The organism is Antarctobacter heliothermus (assembly GCF_002237555.1).
In the GTDB taxonomy this organism is placed as follows: domain Bacteria; phylum Pseudomonadota; class Alphaproteobacteria; order Rhodobacterales; family Rhodobacteraceae; genus Antarctobacter; species Antarctobacter heliothermus_B.
Map to the genome: position 1 here is coordinate 370,243 of NZ_CP022540.1, position 26,209 is coordinate 396,451.

The 26,209-nt window shown below is 62.5% G+C and carries 26 protein-coding genes; 13 read left to right on the plus strand and 13 right to left on the minus strand.

The features are described from left to right. Positions 1-74: 74 nt before the first annotated feature. Entirely contained in the window at positions 75-2,354 is a 2,280-nt protein-coding gene (locus ANTHELSMS3_RS01865) for an NADP-dependent malic enzyme (protein WP_094033388.1), read from the plus strand. Between the two features lie 133 nt (positions 2,355-2,487). Here ANTHELSMS3_RS01865 and ANTHELSMS3_RS01870 read toward each other — a convergent pair whose 3' ends face one another. Next, positions 2,488-2,694 carry a ParD-like family protein gene (locus ANTHELSMS3_RS01870; protein WP_094033389.1) on the minus strand — a complete coding sequence of 69 codons (207 nt, stop codon included), beginning with the start codon at positions 2,692-2,694 and terminating at the stop codon, positions 2,488-2,490. A 116-nt stretch (positions 2,695-2,810) separates the two neighbouring features. Between ANTHELSMS3_RS01870 and map the strand changes: the two genes are divergently transcribed. Next, entirely contained in the window at positions 2,811-3,665 is an 855-nt protein-coding gene (gene map / locus ANTHELSMS3_RS01875) for a type I methionyl aminopeptidase (RefSeq protein WP_094036868.1), read from the plus strand. A 199-nt stretch (positions 3,666-3,864) separates the two neighbouring features. Here map and prpE read toward each other — a convergent pair whose 3' ends face one another. Further along, entirely contained in the window at positions 3,865-5,757 is a 1,893-nt protein-coding gene (gene prpE, locus ANTHELSMS3_RS01880; protein ID WP_094033390.1) for a propionate-CoA ligase PrpE, read from the minus strand. 317 nt (positions 5,758-6,074) lie between these two features. Between prpE and ANTHELSMS3_RS01885 the strand changes: the two genes are divergently transcribed. Beyond that, a complete protein-coding gene (locus ANTHELSMS3_RS01885) occupies positions 6,075-6,983 on the plus strand; it encodes a hypothetical protein (RefSeq protein WP_094033391.1) in 909 nt (302 codons plus the stop codon). Between the two features lie 43 nt (positions 6,984-7,026). Here the strand turns inward: ANTHELSMS3_RS01885 and ANTHELSMS3_RS01890 are convergent, their stop codons facing one another. Both ANTHELSMS3_RS01890 and ANTHELSMS3_RS01900 read right to left on the minus strand, forming a co-directional pair. After that, on the minus strand, positions 7,027-7,884 hold the full coding sequence (locus ANTHELSMS3_RS01890) for a 2-keto-4-pentenoate hydratase (RefSeq protein ID WP_094033392.1): 858 nt from the start codon (positions 7,882-7,884) through the stop codon (positions 7,027-7,029). Between the two features lie 285 nt (positions 7,885-8,169). Continuing rightward, positions 8,170-8,931: an NAD kinase gene (locus ANTHELSMS3_RS01900; protein WP_094033394.1), complete on the minus strand. Its 762-nt coding sequence runs from the start codon at positions 8,929-8,931 to the stop codon at positions 8,170-8,172. A 174-nt stretch (positions 8,932-9,105) separates the two neighbouring features. Here ANTHELSMS3_RS01900 and glyA point away from each other — a divergent pair, with 174 nt between their 5' ends. Next, positions 9,106-10,401 carry a serine hydroxymethyltransferase gene (gene glyA, locus ANTHELSMS3_RS01905; RefSeq protein WP_094033395.1) on the plus strand — a complete coding sequence of 432 codons (1,296 nt, stop codon included), beginning with the start codon at positions 9,106-9,108 and terminating at the stop codon, positions 10,399-10,401. Positions 10,402-10,492: 91 nt separating this feature from the next. Here glyA and ANTHELSMS3_RS01910 read toward each other — a convergent pair whose 3' ends face one another. The 3 genes from ANTHELSMS3_RS01910 to ANTHELSMS3_RS01920 all read right to left on the minus strand — a co-directional run bounded on the left by ANTHELSMS3_RS01910 (position 10,493) and on the right by ANTHELSMS3_RS01920 (position 12,162). Next, positions 10,493-10,765: a hypothetical protein gene (locus ANTHELSMS3_RS01910; protein WP_439098664.1), complete on the minus strand. Its 273-nt coding sequence runs from the start codon at positions 10,763-10,765 to the stop codon at positions 10,493-10,495. A gap of 33 nt (positions 10,766-10,798) precedes the next feature. Next, entirely contained in the window at positions 10,799-11,476 is a 678-nt protein-coding gene (locus ANTHELSMS3_RS01915) for a PspA/IM30 family protein (RefSeq protein WP_094036869.1), read from the minus strand. A gap of 92 nt (positions 11,477-11,568) precedes the next feature. After that, the gene (locus ANTHELSMS3_RS01920) at positions 11,569-12,162 is read right to left on the minus strand and encodes a TetR/AcrR family transcriptional regulator (RefSeq protein ID WP_094033397.1); all 594 of its coding nucleotides are present in this window, start codon (positions 12,160-12,162) and stop codon (positions 11,569-11,571) included. 110 nt (positions 12,163-12,272) lie between these two features. On the opposite strand from ANTHELSMS3_RS01920, the gene ANTHELSMS3_RS01925 reads away from it, so the two are divergent. Together ANTHELSMS3_RS01925 and ANTHELSMS3_RS01930 are read left to right on the plus strand one after the other, a co-directional pair. After that, positions 12,273-12,680 carry a (R)-mandelonitrile lyase gene (locus ANTHELSMS3_RS01925; protein ID WP_094033398.1) on the plus strand — a complete coding sequence of 136 codons (408 nt, stop codon included), beginning with the start codon at positions 12,273-12,275 and terminating at the stop codon, positions 12,678-12,680. 186 nt (positions 12,681-12,866) lie between these two features. Further along, a complete protein-coding gene (locus tag ANTHELSMS3_RS01930) occupies positions 12,867-13,739 on the plus strand; it encodes a DUF817 domain-containing protein (RefSeq protein ID WP_094033399.1) in 873 nt (290 codons plus the stop codon). Here ANTHELSMS3_RS01930 and ANTHELSMS3_RS01935 read toward each other — a convergent pair. From ANTHELSMS3_RS01935 to ANTHELSMS3_RS01945, 3 genes are all read right to left on the minus strand, one after another. Further along, the gene (locus ANTHELSMS3_RS01935; protein ID WP_094033400.1) at positions 13,702-14,601 is read right to left on the minus strand and encodes a DMT family transporter; all 900 of its coding nucleotides are present in this window, start codon (positions 14,599-14,601) and stop codon (positions 13,702-13,704) included. The genes ANTHELSMS3_RS01930 and ANTHELSMS3_RS01935 overlap by 38 nt on opposite strands. A 116-nt stretch (positions 14,602-14,717) precedes the next feature. Then, a complete protein-coding gene (locus ANTHELSMS3_RS01940) occupies positions 14,718-15,617 on the minus strand; it encodes a fatty acid desaturase (RefSeq protein WP_094033401.1) in 900 nt (299 codons plus the stop codon). Beyond that, a complete protein-coding gene (locus ANTHELSMS3_RS01945; RefSeq protein ID WP_089280462.1) occupies positions 15,610-15,813 on the minus strand; it encodes a DUF2061 domain-containing protein in 204 nt (67 codons plus the stop codon). The genes ANTHELSMS3_RS01940 and ANTHELSMS3_RS01945 overlap by 8 nt, the downstream gene beginning before the upstream one ends. A 107-nt stretch (positions 15,814-15,920) precedes the next feature. Here ANTHELSMS3_RS01945 and ANTHELSMS3_RS01950 point away from each other — a divergent pair, with 107 nt between their 5' ends. From ANTHELSMS3_RS01950 to ANTHELSMS3_RS25775, 3 genes are all read left to right on the plus strand, one after another. Further along, a complete protein-coding gene (locus tag ANTHELSMS3_RS01950) occupies positions 15,921-16,784 on the plus strand; it encodes a helix-turn-helix domain-containing protein (protein ID WP_094033402.1) in 864 nt (287 codons plus the stop codon). Between the two features lie 615 nt (positions 16,785-17,399). Further along, positions 17,400-17,711 carry a hypothetical protein gene (locus ANTHELSMS3_RS01960; protein WP_157733381.1) on the plus strand — a complete coding sequence of 104 codons (312 nt, stop codon included), beginning with the start codon at positions 17,400-17,402 and terminating at the stop codon, positions 17,709-17,711. A 14-nt stretch (positions 17,712-17,725) separates the two neighbouring features. After that, entirely contained in the window at positions 17,726-18,208 is a 483-nt protein-coding gene (locus ANTHELSMS3_RS25775; RefSeq protein ID WP_094033405.1) for a hypothetical protein, read from the plus strand. Positions 18,209-18,624: 416 nt separating this feature from the next. Here the strand turns inward: ANTHELSMS3_RS25775 and ANTHELSMS3_RS01970 are convergent, their stop codons facing one another. Continuing rightward, the gene (locus ANTHELSMS3_RS01970) at positions 18,625-19,671 is read right to left on the minus strand and encodes an aldo/keto reductase (RefSeq protein ID WP_094033406.1); all 1,047 of its coding nucleotides are present in this window, start codon (positions 19,669-19,671) and stop codon (positions 18,625-18,627) included. Positions 19,672-19,823: 152 nt separating this feature from the next. Between ANTHELSMS3_RS01970 and ANTHELSMS3_RS01975 the strand changes: the two genes are divergently transcribed. The 4 genes from ANTHELSMS3_RS01975 (at position 19,824) to truB (ending at position 24,625) form a co-directional block, all read left to right on the plus strand. Further along, positions 19,824-20,432: an ImuA family protein gene (locus ANTHELSMS3_RS01975; RefSeq protein ID WP_439098665.1), complete on the plus strand. Its 609-nt coding sequence runs from the start codon at positions 19,824-19,826 to the stop codon at positions 20,430-20,432. 70 nt (positions 20,433-20,502) lie between these two features. Then, complete coding sequence (locus tag ANTHELSMS3_RS01980) at positions 20,503-21,738, plus strand: MFS transporter (protein ID WP_094033408.1); 1,236 nt, start codon at positions 20,503-20,505, stop codon at positions 21,736-21,738. Between the two features lie 103 nt (positions 21,739-21,841). Further along, positions 21,842-23,554 (plus strand): methionine--tRNA ligase, encoded by a 1,713-nt coding sequence (metG, locus tag ANTHELSMS3_RS01985; RefSeq protein ID WP_094036870.1) that lies wholly within the window; start codon positions 21,842-21,844, stop codon positions 23,552-23,554. 159 nt (positions 23,555-23,713) lie between these two features. Further along, entirely contained in the window at positions 23,714-24,625 is a 912-nt protein-coding gene (gene truB, locus ANTHELSMS3_RS01990; RefSeq protein ID WP_094033409.1) for a tRNA pseudouridine(55) synthase TruB, read from the plus strand. A 76-nt stretch (positions 24,626-24,701) separates the two neighbouring features. Here truB and ANTHELSMS3_RS01995 read toward each other — a convergent pair whose 3' ends face one another. Both ANTHELSMS3_RS01995 and ANTHELSMS3_RS02000 read right to left on the minus strand, forming a co-directional pair. Then, on the minus strand, positions 24,702-25,523 hold the full coding sequence (locus ANTHELSMS3_RS01995; RefSeq protein WP_094033410.1) for an alpha/beta fold hydrolase: 822 nt from the start codon (positions 25,521-25,523) through the stop codon (positions 24,702-24,704). Beyond that, positions 25,523-26,200 carry a haloacid dehalogenase type II gene (locus ANTHELSMS3_RS02000; protein WP_094033411.1) on the minus strand — a complete coding sequence of 226 codons (678 nt, stop codon included), beginning with the start codon at positions 26,198-26,200 and terminating at the stop codon, positions 25,523-25,525. Before ANTHELSMS3_RS02000 ends, ANTHELSMS3_RS01995 begins: the two co-directional genes overlap by 1 nt. Positions 26,201-26,209 lie beyond the last annotated feature (9 nt).

Sequence of the window (26,209 nt, forward strand, 5' to 3'; positions counted from 1 at the left end):
ATCGGACGCGAGACTCTTGCCGTGGGAGACCGGGGTCGTTTAACGCTCAACAAACTCTTCGGGAGGGCCTCTTCATGAACGACACCACCAATGAATCGCTGCGTCAGGCGGCATTGTTCTACCATGAGAACCCGCGCCCCGGTAAGCTGGAGATCCGCGCCACCAAACCGCTGGCCAATGGCCGCGACCTCAGCCGCGCCTATTCCCCCGGCGTCGCCGAGGCCTGCCTTGAAATCAAGGCCGACCCAGCCAACGCCGCCCGCTACACCACCAAGGGCAACCTTGTGGCCGTGGTGACAAACGGCACCGCCGTTCTGGGGCTTGGCAACATCGGCGCGCTGGCCTCCAAGCCGGTGATGGAGGGCAAGGCCGTTCTGTTCAAGAAATTCGCCAACATCGATTGTTTCGACATCGAGGTGAACGAACCGGACCCGGAAAAGCTGGCCGAGATTGTCTGCGCGCTGGAACCCACCTTTGGCGCGATCAACCTTGAGGACATCAAGGCCCCCGACTGTTTCATCGTCGAAAAGATCTGCCGCGAGCGGATGAACATTCCGGTCTTTCACGATGACCAGCACGGCACCGCCATCGTCGTCGGCGCTGCAGCTACCAACGCGCTGCATGTGGCCGAAAAGGCATGGGGTGACATCAAGGTCGTCAGCACCGGCGGGGGTGCCGCGGGCATCGCCTGTCTCAACATGCTGCTGAAACTGGGCGTCAAACGCGAAAACATCTGGCTCTGTGACATTCACGGTCTGGTCTATGAGGGCCGGGCCGAGGACATGAACCCGCAAAAGGCCGCCTTTGCCCAGACATCCGACCTGCGCACGCTGGACGATGTGATCGACGGCGCGGACCTGTTCCTTGGCCTGTCCGGTCCCGGCGTTCTGAAACCCGAACATGTCAGCCGCATGGCCGCCCGCCCGATCATCTTTGCGCTGGCCAACCCGACGCCAGAGATCATGCCGGACCTCGCCCGTGAGGCCGCGCCGGATGCCATCATCGCCACCGGGCGCAGCGATTTCCCGAACCAAGTCAACAACGTCCTGTGTTTCCCCTTCATCTTCCGGGGCGCGCTGGACGTGGGCGCAACGGAGATCAACGACGCCATGCAGGTCGCCTGCGTCGAGGGCATCGCCGCGCTGGCCCGCGCCACCACCAGCGCCGAGGCCGCCGCCGCCTATCGGGGTGAGCATCTCACCTTCGGGGCCGATTACCTGATCCCCAAACCGTTTGACCCGCGCCTGTCTGGCATCGTCTCGTCCGCCGTGGCGCGCGCCGCGATGGACTCCGGCGTGGCCCTGCGCCCGCTGGACGACCTGAATGCCTACAAGCAAAAGCTGGACGCCTCGGTCTACAAATCCGCGCTGCTGATGCGTCCGGTGTTTCAGGCCGCCGCCACCGCCAGCCGCCGCATCGTCTTTGCCGAGGGAGAGGATGAGCGCGTGCTGCGCGCCGCACAGGCGATCCTTGAGGAAACCACCGAAACGCCGATCCTCATTGGCCGCCCCGAGGTGATCGCCACCCGGTGTGAGCGTATGGGGCTGGAAATCCGGCCCGACCGCGACTTCAACATCGTCAACCCTGAGAACGATCCGCGCTATCGCGACTACTGGAACAGCTACCATGAGATCATGGCGCGGCGCGGCGTCACGCCCGATCTGGCCCGCGCAATCATGCGCACCAACACCACCGCCATCGGCGCGATCATGGTCCACCGCGATGAGGCCGACAGCCTGATCTGCGGCACCTTCGGCGAGTATCTCTGGCACCTGAACTACATCCGGCAGGTGCTGGGCGACGCCAAGCACCACCCGCAGGCCGCTCTGTCCCTGATGATCCTCGAAGACGGGCCACTGTTTATCGCCGACACCCATGTGCATCAGCTGCCCACCGCCGAACAACTGGCCGAAACCGCCATCGGCGCGGCGCGGCATGTGCGCCGCTTTGGCATCGAACCCAAGATCGCGCTCTGTTCACAGTCGCAGTTCGGCAACCAGCAATCCGACAGCGGCGTGCGCCTGCGCGACGCCATGCAGATCCTCGACAGCCGCGACTGTGACTTCAGCTACGAGGGAGAGATGAACGTCGACAGCGCGCTGGACGCCGAATTGCGCGAACGCCAGTTCCCCGGCAACCGGATGGAGGGCGCGGCCAACGTGCTGATCTTTGGCCACGCCGACGCCGCCTCGGCCACGCGCAACATCCTCAAGATGAAATCCGGCGGGCTAGAGGTTGGTCCGGTCCTGATGGGCATGGGCAACCGCGCCCATATCGTCACTCCCTCGATCACCGCGCGCGGGTTGCTGAACATGGCCGCCATCGCGGGCACACCCGTGGCGCACTACGGCTAAGCCGTCACGAAAAACGGCGGGCCTTCGGTCCGCCGTTCGCCGGAGATGCTGCCGTTTGTGGTGGGACGCCTTGCAGGCTCGGCGCAAAAGACCGCTTTCCCCAAAGCGCCCCTTGTAGTGAGAGCGCACTAGGTCAGGCGGCTTCGATATCTTGCACCTGAACATCGGCGTTCTTGAGTTGCTGCGCCATGATCTCCGTAAAGGGCAGTGTCGGGTTTGCCTCGGCAAGCATACCCACCTTTATCCAGAATTCCGCCTGCGCATTGATCGAACGACACATGACCGAACTGGACTTGCGCAGTTCCTCATGCAGGGCGTCCCCGATTTTCACGATGCCCATCGACGCACCTCCTGTTTATCTATATACGAAACGTATACGATTCGTATATACGCAATACTGGCTCACGGTCAATCTGACCTCTGTTACTGCGCCGGATTCTACAGATAGGCCACATGATGGACAGCTATATCAACGTGCCCGTCGCCCCCAAGGCAAAGGACGCACGCAGAACCGAGAGCATCAAGCTCTATGGACCGGACGCCTTTGAGGGAATGCGCCGCGCTGGTGCCTTGACCGCCAGATGTCTGGACGGTGTGTCCGATCTTGTCCGCGATGGCACCGCATTGGCACAGATCAATTCCTTTGTTCTCGACTTCGCCGCCGCCCATGGCGCGACGCCCGCGACACTGGGCTACAAGGGCTACCAATACGCCTGCTGCACATCCGTTAACCACGTCGTCTGCCACGGCTTCCCAAACGAGAAAAAGCTGCGCGACGGCGATATCGTCAATGTCGATGTCACGTTGATCCTTGACGGGTGGTATGGCGATTCAAGCCGGATGTATGTGGCGGGCAGGCCCTCGCGCGCGGCGGAACGGCTGATCCAGATCGCGCATGAGGCCATGATGCAAGGCATCAACGCTGTGCGGCCCGGCGCGCGACTGGGCGATATCGGCCACGCAATCCAGACCTATGCACATTCCGAACGCTGTTCCGTAGTCCGCGACTTTTGCGGCCACGGCATCGGTCAGGTCTTTCACGACTCCCCCAATATCCTGAATTTCGGGCGGGCAGGCACCGGCCCGGAACTGCGTGAGGGTATGATTTTCACTGTTGAACCGATGATCAATCTAGGACGCGCCGACGTAAAGACTCTCGCCGACGGCTGGACTGCCGTGACACGGGATAGATCCCTTTCCGCACAATTCGAACACTCGATCGGAGTGACGTCCGATGGCTATGAGATATTTACACGCTCGCCCACGGGGCTGCACGCGCCGGGGCTCCAGCTTCACGCCGGTTCTGCCTAACGGGCTTACGACGCTGTCGCAGCATCCGTCACATCGGGCTCAAAGCGGACATTGCGCATCGCGCCACCGTATCGCTGACCTGCACCTTTCACTGCAAAACGGCGGGCTTTGCGGCCCGCCGTTCCTTAACACAGTGTAAATTCGTCTCTGTAAGCCCTTGATTTACAACAGGCGTGCGTCTGTCCACATGTGGACACCCTCACCCCTTAGCATATCCCAGCCCCTGCAGGGCCTCGCGGATTTCATCCAAAATCGCCGGATCATCAATCGTCGCGGGCATCTTGAATTCCTCACTGTCGGCGATTTTCACCATGGTCGCGCGCAGAATTTTCCCCGACCGAGTCTTCGGCAGGCGATCCACCACGCAGGCCAGCTTGAACGCCGCCACCGGGCCGATTTTCTCCCGCACCAGTTTGACGCATTCCTTGACGATCTCATCATGGGTCCGGTTCGTGCCCGCATTCAGGCACAGAAATCCCATCGGCAGCTGTCCCTTCAACTGATCCGTCACGCCAATCACCGCACATTCGGCCACGTCCGGATGACCGGCCAAAACCTCTTCCATCCCCCCCGTCGACAGGCGATGTCCCGCGACGTTGATCACATCATCGGTGCGCGCCATGATGTACAGATAGCCCTCTTCGTCCTTCATCCCCGCATCGCCCGTCTCATAGTAGCCGGGGAAGGTATTGAGGTAGGATTTGCGAAAGCGATCCTCGGCATTCCATAGCGTCGGCAACGTCCCCGGCGGCAGCGGCAGCTTGATCGCGATGGCCCCCAGCGTGTCGGGACCAACCGGGTGGCCCGCCTCATCCAAAATCTGCACGTCATAGCCCGGCATCGGCTTGGCCGGGCTGCCCAGTTTGGTCGGCATCTCCTCGATGCCCAGCGGGTTGCCCGCGATGCACCAGCCGGTCTCTGTCTGCCACCAATGGTCGATCACCGGCACCTTCAGCATGTCTTGCGCCCAGGTGATGGTATCCGGGTCCGCCCGCTCACCCGCCAGATAAACCGCACGCAGCCCGCTAAGGTCGTATTTCCCGACGAACTCACCTTTGGGGTCTTCGCGTTTAACAGCCCGGAAGGCGGTTGGCGCGGTGAAGAACGACTTCACCTTATGTTCCTGGATGACCCGCCAGAACGTGCCCGCGTCAGGCGTACCCACCGGCTTGCCCTCAAACACGATGGTGGTGTTGCCATGCACCAACGGTCCGTAGGTGATATAGCTGTGCCCCACGACCCAGCCCACATCCGACGCCGCCCAGAACACATCACCCGGATCGACGTTGTAGAGGTTCTTCATGCTCCAGTTCAGCGCCACCAGATGGCCGCCGGTGTGGCGTACAACCCCCTTGGGCTGACCCGTGGTGCCAGAGGTATAGAGGATATAGGCCGGGTGGTTGCCCTCAACCGGGACACAATCAGCAGGTTCTACCCCGTACTGGAACCCGTGCCAGTTATAGTCGCGCCCCTCGATCAGCTTGGCCACTTCCTGCTCGCGCTGGAAGATCACGCAAAAGTCGGGCTTGTGCGTGGCCAGATCAATCGCGCCGTCCAGCAGCGGCTTGTAATGGATGACGCGGCCCGGCTCCATCCCGCAGGAGGCCGCGATGATCGCCTTGGGTTTGGCGTCATCGATCCGCACCGCCAGTTCCGTCGAGGCAAAGCCGCCAAACACAACCGAATGGATCGCGCCCAACCGCGCACAGGCCAGCATCGCCTCCAGCGCCTCGGGGATCATCGGCATGTAGATGATGACGCGGTCGCCCTTTTCTATGCCCTTGGCGCGCAGGGCGCCGGCCAGATTGGCAACGCGGTTGCGCAGCTCGACAAAGGAAATCTCGCGCTTGGTATGGGTGATCGGGCTGTCGTAGATGATCGCCGTCTGCTCACCCCGGCCCCGCTCTACATGGCGATCAACGGCGTTCCAGCAAGTGTTGACCATGCCGTCGGCAAACCACTCGTACATCTGGTCGCCCTTGTCGAAGAGCGCTTTCGAAGGCTTCCGGTCCCAATCGATAGCCTCGGCAGCTTTCATCCAGAACCCTGCTGGATCGGACTGGCAGCTGTCATAAACGTCTTGATACCCCATGGAGAGCCTCCTTTTCCCTGACAATCGGCTTAGGCGCTGGCTTGGCAGGCAGGCAAGTCTGTTACCGATGGTCAGGACAGAATACCGCAGAACATTTGCGAAATCCGCCTGCAAAGATTTGCAAACCCCTCGGATTCTTGCTGTATTCTTTGATGCGCAGGACTATTTGCAAAACTGAAAACCCCCTGGTGCCGCCGGACAAAAGATGCATCGCGGCGGTATCATCAGCCCATTTGCGCAGATGTGAACGGTTGCACGGGTTGACCTTGTGCTGTCGACATGGACTCATCCCCCGAACGGTCCAAAGGAGATTCCCTATGCAAAGCAATGCCTTCAAGACGCTGATCCTGGCCATACTGGCCGCCTGCGTCTGGAGCGGCGCCGCCCGCGCGGATTGGGAATTTATCGGTGGCGAAGAGGCGACAGTTCATACCGCCCGCGTGTGCAATGGAACGGAAGAGGTGCTGTGCCTGGAACTGGGCTGCACCACAGGAGATCCGCTGGCCTTTCGCCTGACCTCGCGGAACATGGCGGGGATGGTTGCGGCGGCGCAACTGGACACGTTGCTGTTTGTCGGCTCACAACTGGCCGGGTCGCTGGATTTCAGCCAGTCCGGGTTGGAAAGCTTTCACGCCCCGCTGGAAGAAACTCATCTGCGCGGCATTCAGCGGCTCAAGGCGGGCATTCGGGCGCAACTGCACGTCTGGTACAGCGGCGATGCCGCGCCCGAAGTGCATAACTTTACCCTGATCGGCAGTCGGAACGCGATCACAGCTGTGGAACAGGTCTGTCCGCAACCGGATTTCGCCGCCCGCGAGATGGAGCGGCGGACACTGCCCGATCCGGCCACCAAGATCCTTGGCGACATGCGTGAGGCCTGCACAGTGCTGGACGGCCAGCTGTCCGTGGGCGAGGATTTCGACGTTGCCATCGACATCGACGGCAAACCACCGATGGACCTGCGGGTGAACCACGGCGCGATGGTCTGCGACAGCACACCGGACATGGTGTGCGGAGCGGCGGGTTGCCTGACCTCGTTCTGGCTGGGTTTGGACGACGGTCGCTATCGCCGGGTCTTTCTGGATGCGACCCAGGACGCCACCCTGACCGGACAACCCGGCGTTCTGACGCTCAGCCTCAACGGCCCTCGGTGTGGCGGAGACGACACCGTTGCCTGTGACCGGATCTATGAGCTCGACGGGTTCGAGCTGAAACCGCAGCAGTAGCAGAGCGCGTCGGGGCCCGTCACATCAGGCCCCGACAATCACATTAATCCGTAAACGTGACGGAAATCACCGGATTGCCCGGCAATCCGTCATAAGTCACGCTGGCCGATCCCTTGGCCTGCGGCGGGGCCAGCAGCGGCCCGATGGACCCGACAGAGATCAGATCCCCCGCCTTGAACTCATAGCCCTTGGACATCAGCCACAGCGCCGCGTTGACCGGGTTTCCCAGAACCGCCGCGCCCGGCGCCTGTGACAGAACCTCGCCCTCTGCGTCGCGCACCGTGACCGTCATGTCCGCCAGCGCGGCCAGCATCACCGCGCCATCCTCAACCGGCAATGGCGCGCCCAACACCCCCAGACGCGCCGCAACACCGTTTGCCGTCAGCGTCACCGCACTAATCGGCTGCCCCTCGGCGTAGGCAAGATCAGGTAGTTCAATGAATGGATGCACCGCCGAGATATGGTCGATGGCCTCTTCCAGCGTGGTGGCATCGTTGATCGCCGCATCGCCCACCACCAGAATCAGATCCGCCTCAAACAGCGACCGCGCGCCAAAGGTTGCCGACACCTCGGCCCCGTCTTCCAGCATCATGTTTTGGTACAACACGCCTGCCACCGGCTCTGCCGCGCCGAAACGCTCTTGCGCGGGTTTGCTTGTCAGCCCGGCCTTGTAGCCGATCGCCGGACCAAGATGCGGGACCAATGCGGCCACCAGCTTGTCCTGTGTGCAGCGCGCATCCTCCATGTTTCCGTCCGGGACCAACGCGGCAGCCGGTGTCTTGGCCAGATAATCGGCCACATAGGCCGCAATGGCCGCGTCGTCGGCGCAGTCGGCCCATGCCGCACCCGCCGTCAATGCAATAACGCCCGCCGTGACGGGCAGAGCAGTAAATCTGGACATGAAAACCTCCCCAATGTCGCTTGATCTCAGCGTGGCGCATCCCGGCGAGTCGGGCAATGAAAAGGCCGCGCGCAGACCTATCCCAAAGCCTCACCTGTGCCGATCACGCGGGCTGGACAGGCCGACCCGCCGTTGCAGACGGTCTGCCTCTCTCTGCGCACGCCAGAAACGACGACGCTTGCGATCGGCAAAGAAGACCCAAGCCGATCCGATCAATGAGCGTAGCAAAATCAATTCCTCTGTGCCGAGAAGCAACAAACCCGACCAAGTCATCGCAAATGGACCTCATACGAACTGTTCGCGGATCAGACGTTCCTCCAGCCCGTGACCGGGGTCAAACAGGACATGATGCGCCACGTCCGGTTCGGACCGGATATGCACCCGCAGAACGTCGCGCACCGCCTCACCGTCTGCCTCGGCCATAACGGGGCGCTTTTCCGGCTCCAGCACCTCAAACGTCACCCCCGCCGATTTCGGCAACAACGCGCCGCGCCAACGACGCGGGCGAAAAGCCGCAACCGGGGTCAGCGCCAGCACATCCGCGCCAATCGGCAGGATCGGACCATGCGCGGAATAGTTATAGGCGGTGGACCCGGCAGGCGTCGACACCAGCGCCCCGTCACAGACCAGTTCCGCCATGCGCACCTGCCCATCGACGCTGATCCGCAGCCGCGCGGCCTGTGATCCCGACCGGTGCAAAGACACCTCGTTGATCGCCAGCGCATGATGGTCATGCCCATCCACACAGGTGGCGCGCATCATCAGCGGGTTGATCACGGCCTCTTCCGCCGCTTGCAACCGCTCGACCAACCCGTGTTCCGAATATTCGTTCATCAGAAACCCGACCGTGCCCCGGTTCATGCCATAAACCGGCACCTCCAGCGCCTGCGTCCGGTGCAGTGTGTGCAACATGAACCCGTCGCCGCCCAGCGCCACAATCACCTCTGCCCCCTGCTCGGCATGATCGCCATAGCGCCGGGACAAACCAGCCAGCGCCGCCTGTGCAATCGGCGCGCGAGAGGCACAAAAGGCGATCCGTAATGTCATCGGGGGTTTCCTGTCGTCTTCATTCCGAGCGGATGGAAGCACATGTTCCCCGGCAGGACCAGTGTTCGACCGTCGGTGGCGCTGGAATATTCCACTGCGTCGCTTTAGGTTCTTTGAAGCCAGCAGCGTTTCCGATACGAAACGCGCCATTAGGATTCCACAAGGAGCAGCGCCATGAACGCCCCTCACCGCGACACCGGTTTCTTTACCGAGTCGCTCTCCTCCCGCGACCCCGAACTCTATGCCTCGATCACCGGCGAACTCGGCCGCCAGCGCGACGAGATAGAGTTGATCGCCTCGGAAAACATCGTTTCCAAGGCCGTGATGGAGGCGCAAGGCTCTGTCATGACCAACAAATACGCCGAAGGCTATCCTGGTCGGCGGTATTACGGTGGCTGTGACTACGTCGACGTGGCCGAAAACCTTGCCATCGAACGCGCCAAACAACTGTTTGGCTGCGACTTTGCCAACGTGCAGCCGAACTCGGGCTCGCAAGCCAACCAAGGCGTGTTCACCGCGCTGATCAAGCCGGGCGACACCATTCTGGGCATGTCGCTGGATGCAGGCGGTCACCTGACCCACGGCGCCAAGCCGAACCAGTCCGGCAAATGGTTCAACGCCATCCAATACGGCGTGCGCCAGCAGGACAACCAGTTGGACTACGATCAGGTCGAGGCGCTGGCCAAAGAACACCTGCCCAAGCTGATCATCGCCGGCGGCTCTGCCATCCCGCGCCAGATCGACTTTGCCAAGATGCGTGAGATTGCCGACATGGTTGGCGCGTATCTGCACGTCGACATGGCGCACTTTGCCGGTCTGGTCGCGGCAGGTGAGCACCCCTCGCCCTTCCCGCACGCGCATGTGGCGACGACGACCACCCACAAAACCCTGCGCGGTCCGCGCGGCGGCATGATCCTCACCAACGATGAGGCACTGGCGAAGAAATTCAACTCCGCCATCTTCCCCGGCATTCAGGGCGGCCCCTTGATGCACGTCATCGCCGCCAAGGCCGTGGCCTTTGGCGAGGCACTGCGCCCTGAGTTCAAGACCTACCAGCAACAGGTGGTCAAGAACGCACAGGCCCTGTCCGATCAACTGATCAAAGGCGGGCTGGACACCGTAACCCACGGAACCGACACCCATGTGGTGCTGGTCGATCTGCGCCCCAAGAACGTCAAAGGCAACGCCACCGAAAAGGCGCTGGGCCGCGCCCATATCACCTGCAACAAGAACGGCGTGCCCTTTGACCCCGAAAAGCCGACCGTGACCAGCGGCATCCGCCTTGGCAGCCCCGCAGGCACCACCCGCGGTTTCGGTGAGGCAGAGTTCCGCCAGATCGCCGACTGGATCATCGAGGTCGTCGACGGACTGGCCGCCAATGGCGAAGACGGCAACGCCGAGGTCGAGGCCAAGGTAAAGGCAGAGGTCGCAGCCCTCTGCGCCCGCTTCCCGATCTACACCGACCTCTAAACCGGCGCTGGGCGGGGTTCACCCCGCCACCCTGCTGAATCAATGAAACCGCCGTGGACACGTCCACGGCGGTTTTTCCATTCGATCGGCCTCAGACGTGGTCTTTCAACGCATCTTCCAGCATCTTTTCGTTCCGAACATCCTCAATCCGACGCAAACGGTCCTCGGACATGCGGAAATCAAAGCGATACTTCACCACGTTGATCAGGCTGATGGTCAGCATAAACACCCCCATCGCCCAAAACCCCTTGGTCGACAGCGGCACTTCCGTGCTCAGCCAAAGCGAAATGCCCAGCAGGCCATAAGCCAACGCCACACCGGCAAAGTTGATGAACAGGATCAGGCTGTTTTCGTTGCGGTCCATGAGAATAGTCCTTTCAGGTTTCTGTGTATGAGATCAGTTTTGTGTCTTCAGGCGGCTCAAAACGTCCGCGGCGGTGCTTTTGCTGGCCGGACCGAACCCGGCCTCGGCCATGCGGTCGGCCATGTCGCCCCGGTTCAGGCCACTGTCGATCTCCCGCAGGATCTGGCTCTGCTCGAACGGGTCGTCCCGGTTCAACACCCGCTGGATCAGCGCCTCGGCCTCATCAAAGGCGGTGTCACGGGCCACATGCGCACCCAACCGTTTCTGGATATCCGCCTCACGTTTCGCCGCCCGCGCCGCCACCGCACCTTGCTTGAGGTCGATCAACCGCCGGTTCGCGGCCTCAACGGATTGACGCAACTGCAGGATGCGGGTTTCCAACCGGGCCACGGTTCCGCGCCGCACCTCCAGTTCATTCTCCATGTCGGCCACGGCCTGCGCCGCCTCAGCCGCCAGATCCTCGCGCCCCGCCTCCAGCGCCGCCTTGGCGCGGGACATCAGGTTCGCAACCCGCGCGTCCAGCGTGGCCACTTGCCGGGTCTCAGCCCGCTCACGCTGGATCAGGCTGGCCAATCCGTATTTCGCTGACTTCAAAGAAGCGTCGGCCTCACGGATCTTCTGGTCAATCAACTCTATGCAATAGCGGTCCCGTACCTGCTCCTCGGCCCGGGCATTGGCCCCCGCCACAAGGGTTCTGAAGGTCTCGAACATGTCGCTCTCCGTTTCATGAACATCGTTCATGAAACGAGATAGCGAATAAATGAACGTCGTTCAATCTTTTTCTTGAACACCGTTCACAAAGGTCAGGTATTCCCGACCTGAACCAGCAACTGGGCGATCATGCGCTCTATCCCATCTATCGGAACCGCCGAAATCCGCTTTTCCAGACCCAACAGAACGATCCCATGCACGGATGAGAACAACGCCCGCACCATCAGATCCAACTCACGCGCATCGAAACCGGGGAACAACTCGGCCACAGGTTCGGCAATGTGTTCGAACAACCCGCCCAAGGCATCCACATACCATTGCGGCACCGGACCATCGGACGACACATCGGCACTGAACAACGCCCGCCACAGCCGTGGCTGATCGGCGGCAAAATGCAAATAGGCCAGTGACATGGCAATCAGGCGCTCATGCGGACTGCCCTCATGCCCGTCAACCGCCGCCGACACCGCCGCCCCCAACCGCACAAAGGTGCGCCCGTTGACCTCCAGCGCCAGCGCGTCAAGATCCTCGAAATGGGTATAGATCGCCCCAACGGCGCATCCCGCATCCTTGGCCAGATCCCGCGCCTTAAGCGCCCGCAACCCACCAGAGGAAATCCGCGCCTCAGCCAAAGACACCAGCTTCTCGCGCAGCGCAGCCTTGCGTACCGCCACCTTGCTTGCCATGACACATCCTCCATGAACACAGTTCAAACGCTAGCCGTCACTCTCGTCTTACACAAGCGCGCGCTTCCGCTAGACTGACCGCCAACACTCCTCACCACAAAGGTTCCCCCATGTTGATCCACCGCGCAGGCTCCCGCCCCAGCGTCACGCCAAATCCGGATTACTTCACCGGCACCGTGCGCATTGATCCCGTCATCGCCCCGCCAGAGCCGTCCCGCGTCAACGCCCTGATCGTCACGTTCGAACCCGGCGCGCGCACCGCGTGGCACACCCACCCCCTTGGCCAGACGATCCACATCCTGTCGGGCCTGTGCCTTGCCCAGAAAGACGGCGAACCGGTGCAGGAACTGCGCCCCGGCGATACTGCCTGGTTCGCGCCCGGCGAAAAACATTGGCACGGTGCCGCCCCGGACGTGGCCATGTCGCATCTCGCCATTCAAGAGGCACAGGACGGCAGCGCAGCGGATTGGCTGGAAAAGGTGTCGGATGCGGACTATTCCGGCCCGCGCACGGGCTGAACGCGCCCCAGCCCCCCGGCTTCTTCTGTCCTGAAATATCCCGCGGGAGTCGACCGCAGGGAGACGGGGGTCATGCTGAAAGCATGCCTCTGGCATGACGCCCCCTCTTCCCTTTCATCTCGCACTGGCCCAAAGGTCAGGCATCCCTGACTGGCGCACGCCACGCCACCCCGTATCAAGGCCCGCATGACAACAACACGCCGCATCGAACGCGCGCTGGGGGATTTCACCCGCGCGCATCTCCCCACAGGTCTGGCCGACCTGCTTATGTTCATCCTCAAGCAGGGCTGGGCCTGCCTGTTCGGCTTTCTGATGCTGGGCGGCCTGCTGGTGACGGATCGCTTTTGGCCAGACGACGCCCCCCTGCACCGCTATGACCTGCTGTTCCTCTACGCGCTCTCCATCCAGATCGGCTTTCTGATCTTCAAACTGGAAACCCTGCAAGAGGCCAAGGTCATCCTGCTGTTCCACCTTACCGGCACCGCGATGGAACTGTTCAAGGTCAACGCGGGCAGCTGGGCCTACCCTGAACCCGCGCTATTGAAATTCTACGGTGTGCCGCTGTTTTCCGGGTTTATGTATGCCGCCGTCGGCAGCTACATGGCCCGCGTCATACGCATTTTTGACATGAAATTCGCCCCCTACCCGCCCTTCTGGACAAGTGTGGCGCTGGCGGTGGCGATTTACGTCAACTTCTTTGCTCACCACTACCTACCGGACGCCCGCTATGTCCTGATGGCCGCCAGCGTGCTGCTGTTTGCGCGCACCCGCGTCTGGTTCACCATCAACCGCACGCGCCGCTGGATGCCGCTGCCGCTCGCCGCTTTCCTGACCTCGATCTTTCTGTGGATCGCCGAGAACGTCGGCACCAACACCGGCACATGGCTGTACAACGGACAAAGCACGCTCGACCTTGTGCACCTGTCCAAGATGGGGTCGTGGTACCTGCTGCTCTATGTCAGCTTTGCCACCGTGACGCTGGTCCTGCGCGACGCCCTGTCGCCCGCGCCGCTGCATGTGGTCACAGGACCAGAACCAGCACCACAATCGACACCGTAAGCACGGCAATCCCGGCCAATTCGCGCGCCGTCACCTTTTCGCGGAAAAACAGCACAGAGGCCGCCAGCGACAAGATCAGCTCGACCTGCCCCAGCGCATAGACATAGGCCGCCGTCTGCAAGGTGAACGCCGTGAACCAGCTGAGCGACCCGGCCATAGAGGTCAGCCCCAGCCAGATCGCCTTGCCCCGCGCGTCCCAGACCGCAGTCAACTGCCCCGGCTCGCGCCAGCGCAGCCAGACTGCCATGCTCAGCGCCTGCAACAATGTCACGCAGACCAGTGATACCGCCGCCCGCAACACCGGATCATCGCTGGGCACCGCCAGCGTCGTGGCGCGATAGCCGATCCCCGCAATGGCAAAGAACACCCCCGACCCGACGCCAAGGATCACCGCCCGGCTGGTCAGCCCGCGCCACAGCCCCGCCGCATCCGGGGTCCGCGACAACATCAGCACCCCCACCAGCCCGATGCCGATCGCCAGCCACCCGGCGGCAGAGATCACCTCTCCCAGCACCACCAACCCCAACAGCGCGGTCAGTATCACCTCGGTTTTCTTGAATGTGATGCCCACCGCAAAATTCCGCTCGCGGAAACACAGGACGACAAGGACCGTGGCAAGGATCTGCCCCAACCCGCCGATCACCGCCCAGCCCAGGAAATTCGCCCCCGGCACGGGCAGTTCTGTGCCCGTCGCCCACAGATAGCCCGCCAGCACAACCGCCGCCGCTGGCATCGCATAGGCAAACCGCGCAAAGGTGCTGCCCGTGGCGCTCAGCGCGCCGCCCGCCAAGACCTTGTGCAGCATGAATCGCACCGTTTGAAACGTGGCGGCAGACAGGGTGGCAATAATCCATAAATCCATGCGGCCATTAGGGGCACCCGCAACCCAGTTGCAAGCCGCCGCTCCCAGTTAGATCAAAACCAATACGGCAAAGCCCCGCAAACCCCGCCCCGCATCAAGCCCTGCGTGCGACCCAATCAACTCTCCGGGTACAACGGATGCGGCACCGGGTCCTTGGCGCGCCAGAAATACCGCCGGAACACCTCGCCGTACGTCGCATAGCGATAGCCCCCGTTCCGGCTCAGATAGCGATCCCTGTTCTCCCGGTACAACGCAGGCAACCGGTACCACGGCACCATTGCGTGCATGTGGTGCACGATGTGAAAGTTGTTGTTCAGAAACAGCAGCGCCAGCAACCCGCGATCCTCAATGATCACCGTCCGCGCCTGCGCCGTCTCATGGGCGCGATGCTCCAGAAAGGTGCGGATCTTCAGCACCGACAGCGCCGCATAGGTGCTGACCAGAAACGCCCAGACCGGCATCTGCCCAACCGCGACCATCCACCAGACCACCACACCCACCGCTGGCACATGCAGCAGCCACCCCAGCGCCACACGTCGATCCCCGCGCCGCAAAGCGCGCGCATCCCACATCACAAACCCCAGTGTCCCGATCAAAGGCCCCAACAGCATCCGCCCCGCCAGAGTGTTGTTCACCCGCAGCAGCGCCCGCCCCCAGCGCGGCAACCGCCCCCAGACCTTGGGGTCCATGAAATTGCTCTCGGGGTCGTCATAAGGGTCCGTCAGGATCGCATCGCGGTGATGCGCCATATGCGTGTCCTTGAACCGCAGGTACGGCACCACCAGCGACAGCGCCGGGAACACCAGCACCGCGTTCCAGACAGGCGACGTGAACGGATGGCCGTGCAACATCTCATGGGTCAGCGACGAATGCAGCGCCGCCCCGATCACCACCATGACCATGCCCAACGGCAGCCACATCGCTGCACCCACCGTCGTCCCCAACGCCCACAGTGCATAACACAGCGCCAACAGAACCAGCGTCGGCCATTCCAGCCCACGCAAACGCTCAAACATGGCGGCCCCAGCGGATGCCAGCCCAGACGCGCTCATACAAAAGGTAGGTGACAAACCCCAAAGCGGCGTTGATCGCCGCCATGCCGCCGCCCACCATCAACGATCCGGTAAAGGCGAACCCCACCCCGATCATGACCACCAGCCCCAGCAACGTCCAAAGGACGGATTTCACCAGCGTCCGCGCCCGCGTTTCCATGTAACCTCCTGATTTTTCTGATCTCGCCACACGGTAACGCCAGCCCACGCCGCTGGGCACTCTGTGTATGGTTCACATTTCTCAGCAAACGTGACAATAATCACCACATGAGTGATATTCTCGACAAACGCGCCCGCGCCGCCCTGCTCCGCACCCGCCTGTCAGAGGCGATGGCCAAGGCAGGCTCGAATCAAACCGCTTTGGCGCGCGCTGTCGGCGTCGACCGCTCCACCATTTCGCAACTGCTCAAGGACAGTGGCGCGCGGCTGCCCAACGCGCATCTCATCGGGGCCTGCGCGCAGGCGCTTGGCGTCTCGGCGGACTGGCTGCTGGGCCTGTCGGAACGCCCCGAAAGCGCGGCGGACCTGCTCGCCAACTCCATGACCCTGACAGAGGCCCCCCGCGCGCTGGTCGATGAGCAGATCTTTGACTGGCACCGTGAGGCCGAGGGCTACAAGATCCGCTATGTGCCGCCCGCCCTGCCCGACATGCTCAAAACGCGAGAGCTGCTGGACTGGGAATACGCCCCCCATCTGGGCAAGACCACGCAGCAGGCGATCAACGCGTCAGAGGACCGGCTGAACTGGATGCGCCGCTCGCAGTCCGACTATGAGATCGCCCTGCCGCTGTTCGAGGTCGAGTCCTTCGCCGCCGGAACCGGTTACTACGCGGGCCTGTCCGCTGACATCCGGCGCGAACAACTCACCCGCCTCGCCGGACATTGTGAGTCGCTCTACCCCCGGCTGCGGTTCTACCTGTTCGACGCGCGGCGGCTGTACTCAGCGCCGCTGACGGTGTTTGGCCCGCTGCTGGCGGTCATCTACCTTGGCCGCAACTACCTCGCCTTCCGCGACACCAACCGGGTCGAGGCCATCACCCAGCATTTCGACCACCTCGTCAAAGAAGCCAGCATCACCGCCCGCGCATTGCCCGACCATTTGCGGGCGCTGGAGGCGCGGATTGGGGGGTAGGTGGGGTGACATCGTGGGGTCGCTGCGAAAGAATCAGTTAGTTAGGGCGGAAACCGGACCTTCTCTGCGCGCGCGAACTCACCCTTGCCAGGACGTGGAAGCGGACATACCGCGAAGTTCGCGCTGCGGAACCCCGGGTGACCTACAGGGAGAGCGGAACCTCTTCGCTTGCGATTGCGATTAATGCCAAGGGCGACCGTTCAGGAATGATCACGTTAAGACTTAAACCAGGAGACTGTCCGGGAGCCATTGGCAGGCTGCACGGCGCAGGGAAGGCGAATGTGAGCTTGCAGAGGCGTATTCGCGGCAAGAACATCCGCTGCCCCCACTCGGCGGAAGCTGCGTTGATGGCGAATATACGCTACGAGGTTCTTGGAATGCCCACAGCTTTCGGCATCGCCGGCTACTAAGGCGGTCACACGCGCCACGAGGTCGTTGGATCTCCGCCACCCGCAAAAACGAAGAGAGGTTGAAGAACAGCCATGACCCCCACATGCGAAGGTGTGGGAGATCTTCGACACACTTCGGGCTCGCAGACCGTGCCGCCACCGGTCAGTCGTAGAGACGGCTTTATTGCATAGTAATGTGTTTCGACATATATATTGGAGCATGGCTATGAAGATGTTCAGAAAAGGCTCCACCGCCAAAGGCAAGCCGCTCCGGTCTCGGCGCGGCTCTTTGCACGTGGGGATCAAGGATGTCAGCGCCAAATTCAAGCTTCGCAACGGCACCTTCGTGGTCCCGAACTCGGGAAAAGCCCGGAGGAAGGTCGTGCTGGGGCGGATAGCACGGATTCGGTCAGAGAAGCCCGAGCACGTCCCACTTACCGCAGAACACATGGCGCGTATCGAGGAAATCTGCGCGGAGCCAATGCGCCCCACCGAGCACTTGCTGGCAGCCATCAAGCGCGCCGAAAAGGTCAGCTGAAGGCTGTAAGCTGATTGAAGTTAGAAGCTCTCGACAGAACGACACATGACGTCGCGGCCTTCGATTCCGGTGTAGAGGCGTGTAACTCCGACCTCGTAAGCCAATCCAATAAGATACGGAACCGCTGCCAGGTGCTGTCAGAGGGCAGCACCATCTTGGCGTTCGGCCGATACTCGATCGTCGTCTCAGGGCCGAAGAAGGATCTCACTCCGCTTGTTCGCATCGACTACCTCGCGCGAGACCTGACCAGCCCTGCAGGCACCGGCACCGACATGCTGATTCACCTCTTTCGCACCATTGCCAACGATGAACGGACCCACGATTGCAAAGGCGTTCTAATCGACTGTCTGAACTGCGGCGACGCGAAGCAAACGGCACGACGATGGAGTTACTTCACCGAGAAAGTTGGTTTCCGTTCGATTGACGGCGACCCAAATGCGGTTTCAGGATACGCCTTTCTACCAATGGTAATAGTGCGAGCTTACGCCGCAGCATAGTTTGGTGTCCATTAGCCCGGTGCGGTTGCGCGCCAGACATCAAACGTCTCGGCTACAGTTCCTCAGGGACGCTGTACGATGCTGCGCAGTGCCAGGAAAGTCTGGTATGGGGAAGCCGCGCTGCGGCTATGGCCATGAAGCGAAAGGCGGCTCAGGGCCGTCAGTGACGTGAAGCCTCTCGCTACAAGCGCGAACTCGAACTGGCAAACCGTGGGTGGTTTCGACAGTAGCTGTCGAATGACGCAGCCTGTCTGCCAGTAAGCCTTCATACGCCGAAAATTACGCCTGACCCCGGCCTGAAACACCCCACTCCAAAACGCCAAACCCTAACAAATCCAAAAAATACCTCTGTAACCCATTGATTTTCCATAGGCGCAGGCGTGTCCACGCGTGGACACGCCCACAAAACCCTCAGATCAATAGGGCATCGGATGCGCCTTGTGCGCCGCATCCAGCGCCGCCAAAAGCTCCTCTGACAGCACCACTTCAGTCGCCCCCAACAGATGCTCCAGCTGCTCAAAAGTCGTCGCGCCAAAGATTGAGGAGGCCACAAAAGACCGCCGCGCCGACCACGCCAGCGCCATGTGCGAGGGATCAATCTCAAAGTCCCGCGCCACCTTCAGATAGGCGTCCACGGCGGCAAAAACCCGGTCCGTCTTGCGTCCGCCCATGCCTTCATTCAGGCTCATCCGCGACCCATCCGGCACGGCCCCGCCCTGATACTTGCCGGTCAAAAAGCCCGCCCCCAAAGGCGAGAACGGCAGCAGCCCCACATCCTCATAGATCATCATCTCGGCCAGATCCGTGTCGGCCAGACGGCAGAGCAACGAATACTCATTCTGAATGGACGCCACCCGCGGCCCCCCCACGCGCTCGGCCGCCTCCAGCCACATCTGCGTGCCCCAGGCGCTTTCATTCGACAGGCCAAAGGCGCGGATCGTCCCGCGCTGCACCTCTTCCTGCAGCGCGCCCAGACAATCCTCCATGTCGGCGATCACCTGCGCCCGCGTCCACCCCGACTGCGCCGGATCATAGCGCCAGTTCTTGCGGAACATATAGCTGCCCCGGTTCGGCCAGTGGAACTGATAGAGGTCGATGTAATCGGTCTTGAGCCGCTTCAGCCCAGCCTCAACCGTCTCACGGATCGTCTTGGACGAGATCGGCGCCCCATCGCGGGCAAAGCTGCCCTCGCCGGAATGTTTGGTGGCCAAAATCCACTCCCCCCGCCGCCCCGAGGCCTCGTTCCAGTCGCCGATGATCTCCTCCGTCCGACCCAAGGTTTCCGCACGCACCGGGTTCACCGGATACATCTCGGCGGTGTCGATAAAGTTGATCCCCGCCTCCAATGCGCGATCAATCTGGCGGAACGCCTCAGCGGGCTGCGTCTGGTTGCCAAAGGTCATGGTGCCAAGACAAAGCTCGGACACCTGCAGGCCGCTTCGGCCCAGCGGGTTCATTTTCATGGGATCGTCCCGTCATTTGTTTGCTTTGGCCGCAAAATGACACCCCCCGCCCGGATGGCAAGGGGGCATCACCCCGCGCGTCACATGTTGGAAATCCAATACGTGAAATATTGAGAACAAATGCGGAACATGCTATAGATCAAGACATGACCATGGCCTCTGCTCCCGCCCTTCTGTCCCGCCGCCCCCATGCGCCGCCGCCCGCGCTGGTGCTCTGGCGTGACCTCATCCTGCCGCTGTGCAGGGTGCATGAGCTGTGCGGGCAGGCGCGGCGCACGCTGGCGCTGCATGTCGCCGCGCAGGCGGGGGGGCCGGTGATCTGGATCACCCGCCGCCACAGTCCCGATCAGCTGAACCCCTGCGGCATGGCGGGTATCCTGCCGCCGGGCGATGTGATCTTTGCCGCCACCGACCGGCCCGACGACAGCCTCTGGGCGATGGAAGAGGCGTTGCGCAGCGGCGCAGCGCCCGTGGTGGTCGCCGATTTGGCCGAACCACCTGCTATGACCCCCGTGCGCCGTCTGCATCTGGCCGCCGAAGCTGGCGCTGAGGTCGGGCTGTGCCGTCCGCTGGGGCTGCTGCTGACACCGGGCGCGGGTGGCGCGCCGGGGATCGAGACGCGGTTTCGCTGTGACCCCGCCCATGCCCCCGGACAAACCGCATGGCGGGTCGAACGCCTGCGCGCGCGGATGTTGCCGCCCAAGGTGTGGCGGTTGACCGACAACCGACTAACCCACTGGTCCGAACCCGCCACCGGGTAAAAGGTCGAAAAGATAAATTTATGTCGCAAAGCCACCTGACATCCCTGATGGAAAGGCGCAGAACTCACTCATGCGACTGGTCATTTCATTTGCCTCCCTCTTTCTGTCCGTCATCCTGCTACAGCTTTCGTCCGGCAGTGTCGGACCGCTTGATGCGCTTTCAGGCCTGTCGCTGAACTTTACCACAGCGCAGATCGGCTTTCTGGGGTCGGCGCATTTCGCCGGTTTCTTCGTGGGGTGCTGGTGGGCACCGCGCCTGATGGGCAACGTCGGACATTCCCGCGCCTTCGCCGCCTTTACCGCACTGGGGACCATCGGCATCCTCGGCCATATCCTGACCGACAATCCCTATGCCTGGGCCGCACTGCGGATTGGTCAGGGGATCTGTGTGGCGGGATGCTACACCGTGATCGAGGCATGGCTGCACGCCAAGGTGACCAACGAAAACCGGGGCCGCGCCACCGGGGCCTACCGACTGGCCGACATCACCGCCTCGCTGGGCGCGCAGCTGATGATTTCCATCCTGCCACCTGCACATTACGTCAGCTACACGCTGTTGGCACTGCTCTGTACCGCCGCGCTATTGCCGCTGACACTGTCACGCCTCAGCCCGCCAGAAACGCCAGAAGCGCCACGCCTGACGCCGGGCCTTGCATGGGCGCGGTCGCCGCTGGCGGTGGCGGGGGTGCTGGTCTCTGCCCTGTCGAGCGCATCGTTCCGGATGGTCGGGCCAATCTATGCCACCGGCGTTGGCCTCCAGACCGGGCAGATCGCGCTGTTTCTGGCCTCTTTCGTTGCGGGCGGCGCACTGGCGCAATACCCGGCGGGTTGGCTGGCGGACCGCTATGACCGGCGCTGGGTGCTGATCTGGCTCTCCGTCGCCGCTATCGCCAGTTGCATGTTAACCGCCACCGCAACCGGCCTGCCCACAATCGGAATCATGCTGACAGCGGCACTGTTCGGCCTGACCACCTTTCCGATCTTCTCGATCGCCGCAGCCCACGCGCATGACTTTGCCACCTCCGAAGAACGTATCGCCCTCTCGGCAGCGTTGATGTTCTGGTACGCGGTTGGGGCCATCGCCGCGCCCTGGATCGCCTCGCTGCTGATCGAGAGGTACGGCCCGCCCGCGCTGTTTGTCATGATCGCAGTGGGCCATGCGTTGCTGGTAATCTTTGGCCTGATCCGGATGCAAAGCCGCCGAGCCTCTGACACCCGGACCCGCTACATCTACACACCGCGCTCCAGTTTCATGGTGGGCCGCCTGCTGTCCAACACGCGTGAGCGCGCGAAAAAGGGCGACTAAGACACCGCGCAACCGAACGGCCCAGTTTGCAACACGCTCTGGCCTCTTGGGCGTTGGGTCGGTACACCACGCGCAAACCTCAGGACGGACAAGCGCGCAGATCATGGCACGACATCTCATCACTTCCGCCATTCCCTACATCAATGGCATCAAGCATCTGGGCAATCTGGTGGGCAGCCAGCTGCCTGCTGACCTTTACGCCCGCTACCTGCGCGCCCGCGGACATGAGTTGCTGTTCCTCTGCGCCACGGATGAACACGGCACCCCTGCCGAATTGGCCGCCGCCAAGGCGGGCAAGCCGGTGGCCGAGTACTGCGCCGAAATGTGGGAAGTGCAGGCCAAGCTGGCCGAAGGGTTCCGGCTGTCGTTTGACCACTTCGGACGCTCATCGTCCGACCAGAACCGCAAACTGACGCAGCATTTCGCCAAGGTGCTGGATGAACAGGGCCTGATCCGCGAAGTGTCCGAGACACAGATGTACTCCAAGGCGGACGGGCGTTTCCTGCCTGATCGTTATATTGAGGGCACCTGCCCCAACTGCGGCTTCGACAGCGCGCGCGGCGACCAGTGCGACAACTGCACCAAGCAGCTGGACCCGGTCGACCTGATCAACCCGCATTCGACGATTTCCGGCTCCACCGATCTGGAAATGCGCGAGACCAAGCATCTGTACCTGCGCCAATCCGCGATGAAGGACCAGATCGAGGAGTGGATCGACACCCGCGAAGGCTGGCCCGTGCTAACCACCTCCATCGCCAAGAAATGGCTGAATGACGGCGACGGCCTGCAGGACCGGGGCATCACCCGTGACCTCGACTGGGGTGTGCCGGTGCAAAAGGGCGATGAGCCTTGGCCAGGGATGGAGGGCAAGGTTTTCTACGTCTGGTTTGACGCGCCCATCGAATACATCGCCTGCGCGCAGGAATGGGTGGACGCGGGTAAGGGTGACGATTGGGCCCGCTGGTGGCGCAATGACAAGGGCGCAGAGGACGTGCGCTATACCCAGTTCATGGGCAAGGACAACGTCCCCTTCCACACGCTGTCGTTCCCGGTGACGATCCTCGGGTCGGGTGAGCCGTGGAAGCTGGTCGATTACATCAAGTCGTTCAATTACCTGAACTATGACGGCGGCCAGTTCAGCACGTCGCGCGGGCGCGGCGTGTTCATGGATCAGGCGCTGGACATCCTGCCCGCCGATTACTGGCGTTGGTGGTTGTTGAGCCATGTGCCCGAAACCTCGGACAGCGAATTCACATGGGAATCGTTCCAGTCCGGCGTGAACAAGGATCTGGCCGATGTGCTGGGCAACTTCGCGTCGCGCGTGACCAAATTCTGCCGGTCAAAGTTCTCTGAGGCGGTGCCGGAGGGCGGCACCCCCGGTGAGGCCGAGGCCAAGCTGATTGCTGATCTGACGGCCAAGGTGCGCGAATATGAAACGCACATGGAGGCGGTTGAGATCCGCAAGGCCGCCGCCGCCCTGCGCGCAGCATGGGTTCTGGGCAACGAATACCTGCAAGAGGTCGCGCCTTGGTCGACCTTCAAGACCGATCCAGAACAGGCAGCGATGCAGATCCGTCTGGCGCTGAACCTGATCCGTCTCTACGCGGTGATTTCGGCCCCGTTCATCCCGGACGCCTCCGCCGAATTGCTGACCGCAATGCACGCCGAAGACGCGGGCTGGCCCGATGACGTCGAGGCGGCGCTGACCGCCCTGCCCGCTGGCCACGCCTTTGACGTGCCAGAGGTGACCTTCCGCAAGATCACCGACACAGAGCGCGAAGAGTGGCAGGAACGGTTTGCCGGCGTGCGGACCTGAACAGGGCGCACGCTGCTTTGGCAGCGCGCCCATACGCCCATGCCACGCTGACCGCCATGGCCTGCCACAGGGAGCTGGCTGATCCGCCTGCAGCCCGCGATTGACAGGCCCCCGCCCGCTTGATACCTCGCCGCCTTCCAATTCATGCAGGGGCATCACATGGCACGCAGGCGCAAGGGACGCGACATTTCGGGTTGGCTGGTTGTCGACAAACCCGCAGGCCTGACCTCGACCGCTGTGGTCAATAAGGTCCGCTGGGCGCTGGACGCGAAAAAGGCGGGCCATGCGGGCACGCTGGACCCCGAGGCAACCGGCGTTCTGGCCGTGGCGCTGGGAGAGGCGACCAAAACGGTTCCCTACATCACCGACGCACTCAAGGCGTACCGATTTACCGTGCGCTTCGGACAGGCCACCAACACCGACGACGCCGAGGGGGAGGTGATCGCCACATCCGACCTGCGCCCCAGTGATGAGGACATCAAGGAGGCGCTGCACGGTTTTGTCGGCGACATCATGCAGGTGCCGCCGCAATTCTCTGCCGTCAAAATCGACGGTGAACGCGCCTACAAACGCGCCCGCGATGGCGAGGAAATGGACATCGCCGCCCGCCCTCTGTGGGTCGAGGAACTGGTGCTGACCGACCGCCCCGACGCCGACACTGCCGAACTGGAAATGATCTGCGGCAAGGGCGGTTATGTCCGCTCTATCGCGCGCGATTTGGGCAAACTGCTGGGCTGTCACGGCCATGTGCTGCGGTTGCGCAGGGTCTGGTCCGGTCCGTTTGAGGCAAGCAATGGCCTGACGTTGGAGGCGATCGAACAGATGGCGCGCACGCCCGAACTGGACGAGCACATCCTCCCGCTGGAACTGGGTTTGGCCGACCTGCCGGAACTGCATTGCACCGCGCAGGGCGCTGCGCGACTGCGAAATGGCAACCCCGGCATGGTGATCCCCGGCAACGTCGAATACGGCGATGAGGCTTGGGCGTCTTTCGAAGGCCGCCCTCTGGCCGTGGGCCGCTACAAGGCGGGTGAATTGCACCCCTCAAGGGTCTTCAACCTAACCGACTAGGCGTCCTGCGGCCGGGGACGGTGGGCGGGGCGACTTGGCCCCGCAGGGGGCAAGAGCGCCGCTCCCGTCCCGCCGGCTACTTTAACATCCCCAGCCACTTGCGCAGCGCCTCCAGCGCCTCGGGCTCATCCAGAAACGGGATGTGTCCCCTGCCCTTGACCTCGACCGCGATCATGTCCGGGCGTCGCTTTTGCATCTCGGCAAAACAGGCAGGCGTCAGCAGGTCTGAATTCTCACCCCTGAGCGCACACAGAGGCAGCCCCGCCAAGGCATCGAAATACGGCCACAAATCCGGGGCGGGTTGCACATTGCCGCCCAGCACCGCCTCGCGCAGCTTGGCATCATAAGGCAGGTCCAGACCGTCCTCGCCCTGCACAAACAGCCGCTCGGCCTCTTCCAGCCAACGGCTTTCGGGCACGCCAACAAATCCGGTCATCACCTCCGCTCGCCGTTTGGCGGCCTCGGCCAGCGTCTTTTGCGGCGGTGTGCGTCCCAGATAGCCCTTGATAACCTCCAGTCCGGTCCCCGCAATCTCTGGCCCGATGTCGTTCAGCGCCACCCCCAGCAGCCGGTCCTTGACCGTCGCGGCCAGAACCATGGCGATCAGCCCGCCACGCGAGGTGCCCAGCACCGCCACCTTGTCCAGCCCCAGATAGTCCAGAAGCTCCATCGCGTCGCGCCCTTCGACAGGGATCTGATAAGTCTCATGCGGCCCACGGTCCGATTGCCCACGCCCCCGGTAATCCAACCGGATCAACCGCACGCCGGTCAGATGTGGCGCGACGAAATCAAAGTCACGACTGTCACGCGTCAGCCCCGCAAGGCACAGCAACGGCAGCCCCTCGCCTTCATCGCGATAAAACAGCGACAACCCGTCAGAGGTCGTGAAATGTGGCATCAGACAAGCTCCGGTATGGTGGTCAGATCGCTCAGGACATGGGCCGGCTGCGCCATAAGGCGATCCATCGGCAGGCCCATACGGTTCACCCAGACCGTGTCAAAGCCATAGGCCGCCGCCCCCGCCGCGTCCCAGCCGTTGGAGGACACAAACAGCACCTCATCCGGCGCACAGCCAAATTCCTGCCCGACCAGATCATAGACCGCGCGCGCGGGTTTGAAGATGCCAACCTGTTCGACGGACAACAACGCCTGCAGGAATTCGCCAATCCCGGCACTGTCGACCGCGCCCTCCAGCATGTCCTTGTTACCGTTCGACAGGATCGCCGCCGCAACGCCCTTGGCGCGCAGTTGCGCCAGCATCATCGGCACCTCGCGGTAGGCAGGCAGTTCCCAGTACAGCGCCAGTAGACGTTCGCGCAGTTCCAGATCGTCCAGCCCGGCGCGTTCCATCGCCCAGTCCAGACCGTCCTTGGTAACCTGCCAAAACGGGACATAGTCCCCCGTGACTGCCCGCAGCCAACTGTACTCCAGTTGCTTGGTGCGCCAGTCGGCAGCCAGTTGCGGCCAGACATCTGCCAGCGCCGCGCGCCCCGGTTCCTCGGACGCCACGCGCGCGGCCCCCGCCACATCAAACAGCGTGCCATAGGCATCGAAAACGCAAACCTTGATCGCCATGATCGCTCT

Coding starts and splice junctions, on each gene's coding strand:
- ANTHELSMS3_RS01920 (WP_094033397.1), bottom strand. CDS start 12,162: ATGGCAAGCAAGGTGGCGGTACGCAAGGCTGCGCTGCGCGAGAAGCTG.
- ANTHELSMS3_RS01940 (WP_094033401.1), bottom strand. CDS start 15,617: ATGTTTGAGCGTTTGCGTGGGCTGGAATGGCCGACGCTGGTTCTGTTG.
- ANTHELSMS3_RS01865 (WP_094033388.1), top strand. CDS start 75: ATGAACGACACCACCAATGAATCGCTGCGTCAGGCGGCATTGTTCTAC.
- ANTHELSMS3_RS01945 (WP_089280462.1), bottom strand. CDS start 15,813: ATGGAAACGCGGGCGCGGACGCTGGTGAAATCCGTCCTTTGGACGTTG.
- glyA (WP_094033395.1), top strand. CDS start 9,106: ATGAACGCCCCTCACCGCGACACCGGTTTCTTTACCGAGTCGCTCTCC.
- ANTHELSMS3_RS01960 (WP_157733381.1), top strand. CDS start 17,400: ATGAAGATGTTCAGAAAAGGCTCCACCGCCAAAGGCAAGCCGCTCCGG.
- ANTHELSMS3_RS01935 (WP_094033400.1), bottom strand. CDS start 14,601: ATGGATTTATGGATTATTGCCACCCTGTCTGCCGCCACGTTTCAAACG.
- ANTHELSMS3_RS01970 (WP_094033406.1), bottom strand. CDS start 19,671: ATGAAAATGAACCCGCTGGGCCGAAGCGGCCTGCAGGTGTCCGAGCTT.
- ANTHELSMS3_RS01870 (WP_094033389.1), bottom strand. CDS start 2,694: ATGGGCATCGTGAAAATCGGGGACGCCCTGCATGAGGAACTGCGCAAG.
- ANTHELSMS3_RS01995 (WP_094033410.1), bottom strand. CDS start 25,523: ATGCCACATTTCACGACCTCTGACGGGTTGTCGCTGTTTTATCGCGAT.
- ANTHELSMS3_RS01950 (WP_094033402.1), top strand. CDS start 15,921: ATGAGTGATATTCTCGACAAACGCGCCCGCGCCGCCCTGCTCCGCACC.
- ANTHELSMS3_RS01930 (WP_094033399.1), top strand. CDS start 12,867: ATGACAACAACACGCCGCATCGAACGCGCGCTGGGGGATTTCACCCGC.
- ANTHELSMS3_RS02000 (WP_094033411.1), bottom strand. CDS start 26,200: ATGGCGATCAAGGTTTGCGTTTTCGATGCCTATGGCACGCTGTTTGAT.
- ANTHELSMS3_RS01910 (WP_439098664.1), bottom strand. CDS start 10,765: ATGGACCGCAACGAAAACAGCCTGATCCTGTTCATCAACTTTGCCGGT.
- ANTHELSMS3_RS01975 (WP_439098665.1), top strand. CDS start 19,824: ATGGCCTCTGCTCCCGCCCTTCTGTCCCGCCGCCCCCATGCGCCGCCG.
- map (WP_094036868.1), top strand. CDS start 2,811: ATGGACAGCTATATCAACGTGCCCGTCGCCCCCAAGGCAAAGGACGCA.
- prpE (WP_094033390.1), bottom strand. CDS start 5,757: ATGGGGTATCAAGACGTTTATGACAGCTGCCAGTCCGATCCAGCAGGG.
- ANTHELSMS3_RS01980 (WP_094033408.1), top strand. CDS start 20,503: ATGCGACTGGTCATTTCATTTGCCTCCCTCTTTCTGTCCGTCATCCTG.
- ANTHELSMS3_RS01885 (WP_094033391.1), top strand. CDS start 6,075: ATGCAAAGCAATGCCTTCAAGACGCTGATCCTGGCCATACTGGCCGCC.
- ANTHELSMS3_RS01890 (WP_094033392.1), bottom strand. CDS start 7,884: ATGTCCAGATTTACTGCTCTGCCCGTCACGGCGGGCGTTATTGCATTG.
- ANTHELSMS3_RS01915 (WP_094036869.1), bottom strand. CDS start 11,476: ATGTTCGAGACCTTCAGAACCCTTGTGGCGGGGGCCAATGCCCGGGCC.
- metG (WP_094036870.1), top strand. CDS start 21,842: ATGGCACGACATCTCATCACTTCCGCCATTCCCTACATCAATGGCATC.
- ANTHELSMS3_RS01900 (WP_094033394.1), bottom strand. CDS start 8,931: ATGACATTACGGATCGCCTTTTGTGCCTCTCGCGCGCCGATTGCACAG.
- truB (WP_094033409.1), top strand. CDS start 23,714: ATGGCACGCAGGCGCAAGGGACGCGACATTTCGGGTTGGCTGGTTGTC.
- ANTHELSMS3_RS01925 (WP_094033398.1), top strand. CDS start 12,273: ATGTTGATCCACCGCGCAGGCTCCCGCCCCAGCGTCACGCCAAATCCG.